Below are 3,978 nucleotides of genomic sequence, written 5' to 3'. Positions count from 1 at the left end.
TTTTTATACATTTGATTTGTCGTCGGCTGCGTATTTTGTTTATAAGAGACTGGTCTTGGGGGGGGCGCTGCCCACGGCCACGGCCAGGGCGTCCACGCCGGAGTCGGCGACGAAGGCCCGCGCCTCGGCGGGGTCGGTGCGGGCGCCGGGCGCGTGGGCGTCGAGCGGCCGCACATCGGTCCCGGCCCGTCCGCCCTGTCCGGCCTTTCCGCCGATCTGGCCCAACTCGGCCTCTATCCAGAGCCCCTGGGCATGCGCCCAGCCCACGGCGGCGCGGGTCGCGGCGAGGTTCTCGGCGTACGGCAGACGGGCCGCGTCGTACATCACGGAGCCGAAGCCGGCGCCGGGTGCCTGGCGCAGCAGGTCGTCGCTCTGCACATGGTCGAGGTGCAACGCCACCGGCACGAAGGCGCGTTCGGCCGCGACGACGGCGGCACGGGCCAGCGGGAGCAGGCGTCCGTAGCGGAATCTGACGGCGTTCTCGCTGACCTGGAGGACCACGGGGGCGCCGGCCGCCTCGGCACCGGCGATGACGGCCTCGACGTGTTCGAGCGTGATGATGTTGAAGGCGGCGACGGCGGAGCGGGCCTCGGCGGCGCGGGTGACGAGGTCGCCGGTGAGTGCGAGGGGCACGGCTTGTCCTCCCGGTTCGGGGGTCAGGGGGCGAGGATCACCGAGCGGGTGAGGTGACGGGGCCGGTCGGGGTCCAGGTCGCGGCGGGCGGCGACGGCCACCGCGAGGCGCTGGGCGCGGACGAGTTCGGCGAGCGGGTCGAGTGAGCCCTCGATCCACAACCCGCCCGTGGCACGCACCTGTTCGGCCAGTCCGGCGGGCGCCTCGCCCAGCATCCAGGTCGCCGTGCCCCGGGTGGAGATGCTGACGGGGCCGTGCCGGTACTCCATCGCCGGATAGGCCTCGGTCCAGGACAGTGAGGCCTCGCGCATCTTGAGCCCGGCCTCGTTCGCCAGTCCGACGGTCCAGCCGCGGCCGAGGAAGGTGAACTGGCGGCAGTCGACCAGTCCTTGCGGCAGAGGTGCGGACAGCGCGGCACGGGCGTCGGCCACGGCGGCCTCGGTGTGCAGGCCGAGGTGGGCGCGGAGCAGGGTGAGCGCGCTGGTGGCGAACCGGGTCTGCACGACGGACCGTTCGTCCGCGAAGTCCAGCACGACGGCCTCGTCGGCGGCCGTCATCACGGGCGTGTCCGGGTCCGCGGTGACCGCGGTGGTGCGGGTGTGTCCCCTCAGCCTGCCGAGCAGGTCGAGGACTTCGGTGGTGGTGCCGGAGCGGGTGAGGGCGACGACACGGTCGTACCCGCGCCCGTACGGGAACTCGGACGCCGCGAAGGCGTCCGTCTCGCCCAGTCCCGCGCCTTCGCGCAGGGCCGCGGCCGCCTGCGCCATGAAGTACGAGGTGCCGCAGCCGACGATCGCGGCCCGCTCCCCCCGCCCGGGCAGCGCCCCCCGGTGCCGGTCAGCCTCCGCTGCCGCCCGTATCCAGCACTCGGGCTGGCTGTTCAGCTCGTCCTCGACATGAGTCATGCCGTGCCCCTCCCCACGCTGCTGATTTTTCTTGCAAGATATCGCCGACTTTCAAGCACAATCAAGCATTCCTGCTGAGGCGGGGTGCGCTAGGGTCGCGGAGGATCGAGGAACGGAGGCTCCGGATGTCGCGCGACGCCCGCTGGCAGACGCTGCTGGAACTGCTCGTCGAGCGCGGCCGGCTGGAGGTCGAGGAAGCGGCGACCGAGCTGTCGGTGTCGGCCGCGACGATCCGCCGGGACTTCGACCAGCTGGCCGAGCAGCAGATGCTGGTGCGGACCAGGGGCGGGGCGGTCGTGCACGGGGTGTCGTACGAACTGCCGCTGCGCTACAAGACGGCCCGTCACGCCTCGGAGAAGCAGCGCATCGCCAAGGCCGTGGCGGAACTGGTCGCGCCGGGCGAGGCAGTGGGCCTGACCGGCGGCACCACCACGACGGAGGTGGCCCGGGCGCTGGCCGTGCGCGGCGACCTCGCCGTCGGCTCACCGGCGCTGACCGTCGTCACCAACGCCCTCAACATCGCCAACGAACTGGCAGTACGGCCGCAGTTCAAGATCGTGGTGACGGGTGGAGTCGCACGGCCCCAGTCGTACGAGCTCATCGGGCCGCTGGCGGACGGCGTGCTGGGCCAGATCACGCTCGACGCGGCGGTGCTGGGAGTGGTGGCGTTCGACGTCACGCACGGTGCGGCGGCGCACGACGAGGCGGAGGCCTCGGTCAACCGGCTGCTGTGCGAACGAGCCGAACGAGTGATCGTCGCAGCCGACTCGAGCAAACTGGGCCGCCGGGCGTTCGCCCGGATCTGCGCGGCCGAGCTGGTGGACACGCTCGTCACGGACACGGCGGCCGGGCCGGACACCGTGCGCCGGTTCGAGGAGGCGGGGATCCGGGTCGTGACCGTGTGACGGCCCGGCGGGGCGGCGTCGGATCGCGCCGGGAGACGACCGGGCAGGCGGCGTCCGTCAGACCGCGCCGTGTTCCGCCCGCACGAACCCAGCGCCCCGCTGGTCGTTGCAGCCCACCTCGGGCCGTCCGTCGGGATCGGGCCACGCCGACTGGGCCTTGAGGGCAACGCTCACCAGGGTCATCAGCAGATCGACGTCGCTCGCGGCGTCGAGACGTATCGTCACCCACTGCGAACCCGGGACGACCCGGATCGCCCCCGAGCCGTTGAGGTCCTTGGCGAAACGCCGGACGGCACGGTCCGTCAGATGCAGGTCGACGTCCCGCTCCGAATGGAAGTGGGCGATCTCGCCCCGGTCCGAGCTGAGCGCCCGCCCGAGGCCACAGCTCGGCACGGCTTGTCTGAGGTCCGGCCAGGTCGCCAGTTGCGCGAGAGCACGCGAGGCCAACGTCATGGGCCCATCATGGACCGCTCACTCTTGCGCAACCAGCACGTGAGCAAGCATTAACCGAGCTGTATCCGCGGTCTGTCCGAAGCCGTACCGGTGGTCTGTCCGATTCGGCACCGGACTCGACGCCTTCGCCACGCGCGCACCGCCGAAGCCGCCGCGGGGCCAGGGGTGCTCGAGGTGCGCGGGAAAATCCGGATGACAGGCCCCTGTGGCCCGGGCATCATCGACCGGTCGTTCTCGACCCGCTGTTCCACGGAGGTACGTCACGTCCATCGACCTCGAACTCCGGCCGGGCTCCCTCCCCTGGTCCGCCGCCGATCCGGACCGCAACCCCTTCTCCTGGGACGAGGCGGAGAAGGCCCGGCTCACCGCGCTGATCGCCTCGATGGTGCCCGCGGACCGAACCGCTGAACAGGGCATGGCGGGCTGGCACTTCTACCACTCGGTCACCGAACTCCTCGGGGCCCGCTACGGCAGGTGGACCTGCGGCTGGCACTGGGCCGTCGGCGAGGGCGGTGGCGGGGGTGTGGTCGTCAGCTGGTGCTGCGTCGCCCACTCGGTGCGGGAGCCCGGACCAACCGCCGCCCGGATCGTGGCCGCGCTCCTCGAGTGGCGCGACTGGCTGGAGGAACTGGCCGAGAGGTTCGCCCGGCTCGCCCCGCCGCCCGACGCGGACGCCGAGGACCGCAGCTGGTACCTGGAGCGGGCGGCCACCCGGCTGGTGACCCTGGTGGTGGACCGAACGGGCGCGGAGGACGGCTGGTACGGACTGTGCCGGCGGGTGCTCGCCTGGTATCTGTCCTCGGCCGGGGTGGACTCGGAGGAGGACGTCGTGAGGGCGGTCGACGAGGCGATCGGCGGCCGGTTCGCCAGCTGGACCACGCCGAAGCAGACCCTGGTGGACTCCGTGGGAGAGAGTCTGGCGATACGCGTCACCGGGGAGCGGCCCTACCGTGACGTCTGACGCGCTGGCCGCCTGGTGCCGCGTCAGGCGGCGGGTCGACTGGTGGGGCCCCGGCCCCCCCCCCCCCCGCCCCCCCCGCCCGGGCCGCCCCCACAGGGGCGCCGCCCGGGACTAACGGGCC

Annotated in this window: 4 protein-coding genes and 1 pseudogene; 2 read left to right on the top strand and 3 right to left on the bottom strand. The window is 72.4% G+C overall.

The window, feature by feature from the left end:
* Positions 1-72 precede the first annotated feature (72 nt).
* Positions 73-633, bottom strand: a pseudogene (locus tag ACFW2E_RS26005) (class II fructose-bisphosphate aldolase); the annotation flags it as partial.
* 23 nt (positions 634-656) lie between these two features.
* Positions 657-1,538 carry an SIS domain-containing protein gene (locus ACFW2E_RS26000; RefSeq protein ID WP_384469489.1) on the bottom strand — a complete coding sequence of 294 codons (882 nt, stop codon included), beginning with the start codon at positions 1,536-1,538 and terminating at the stop codon, positions 657-659.
* 125 nt (positions 1,539-1,663) lie between these two features.
* On the opposite strand from ACFW2E_RS26000, the gene ACFW2E_RS25995 reads away from it, so the two are divergent.
* The gene (locus tag ACFW2E_RS25995) at positions 1,664-2,443 is read left to right on the top strand and encodes a DeoR/GlpR family DNA-binding transcription regulator (protein ID WP_384469488.1); all 780 of its coding nucleotides are present in this window, start codon (positions 1,664-1,666) and stop codon (positions 2,441-2,443) included.
* Positions 2,444-2,500: 57 nt separating this feature from the next.
* Here the strand turns inward: ACFW2E_RS25995 and ACFW2E_RS25990 are convergent, their stop codons facing one another.
* Positions 2,501-2,896 carry a luciferase family protein gene (locus ACFW2E_RS25990; RefSeq protein WP_384469487.1) on the bottom strand — a complete coding sequence of 132 codons (396 nt, stop codon included), beginning with the start codon at positions 2,894-2,896 and terminating at the stop codon, positions 2,501-2,503.
* A gap of 205 nt (positions 2,897-3,101) precedes the next feature.
* Between ACFW2E_RS25990 and ACFW2E_RS25985 the strand changes: the two genes are divergently transcribed.
* Entirely contained in the window at positions 3,102-3,857 is a 756-nt protein-coding gene (locus ACFW2E_RS25985; protein WP_384469486.1) for a hypothetical protein, read from the top strand.
* Positions 3,858-3,978: the final 121 nt, after the last annotated feature.

The organism is Streptomyces sp. NPDC058964 (genome assembly GCF_042741275.1).
GTDB lineage: Bacteria > Actinomycetota > Actinomycetes > Streptomycetales > Streptomycetaceae > Streptomyces.
This window is presented reverse-complemented; position numbering and strand designations above follow the sequence as displayed.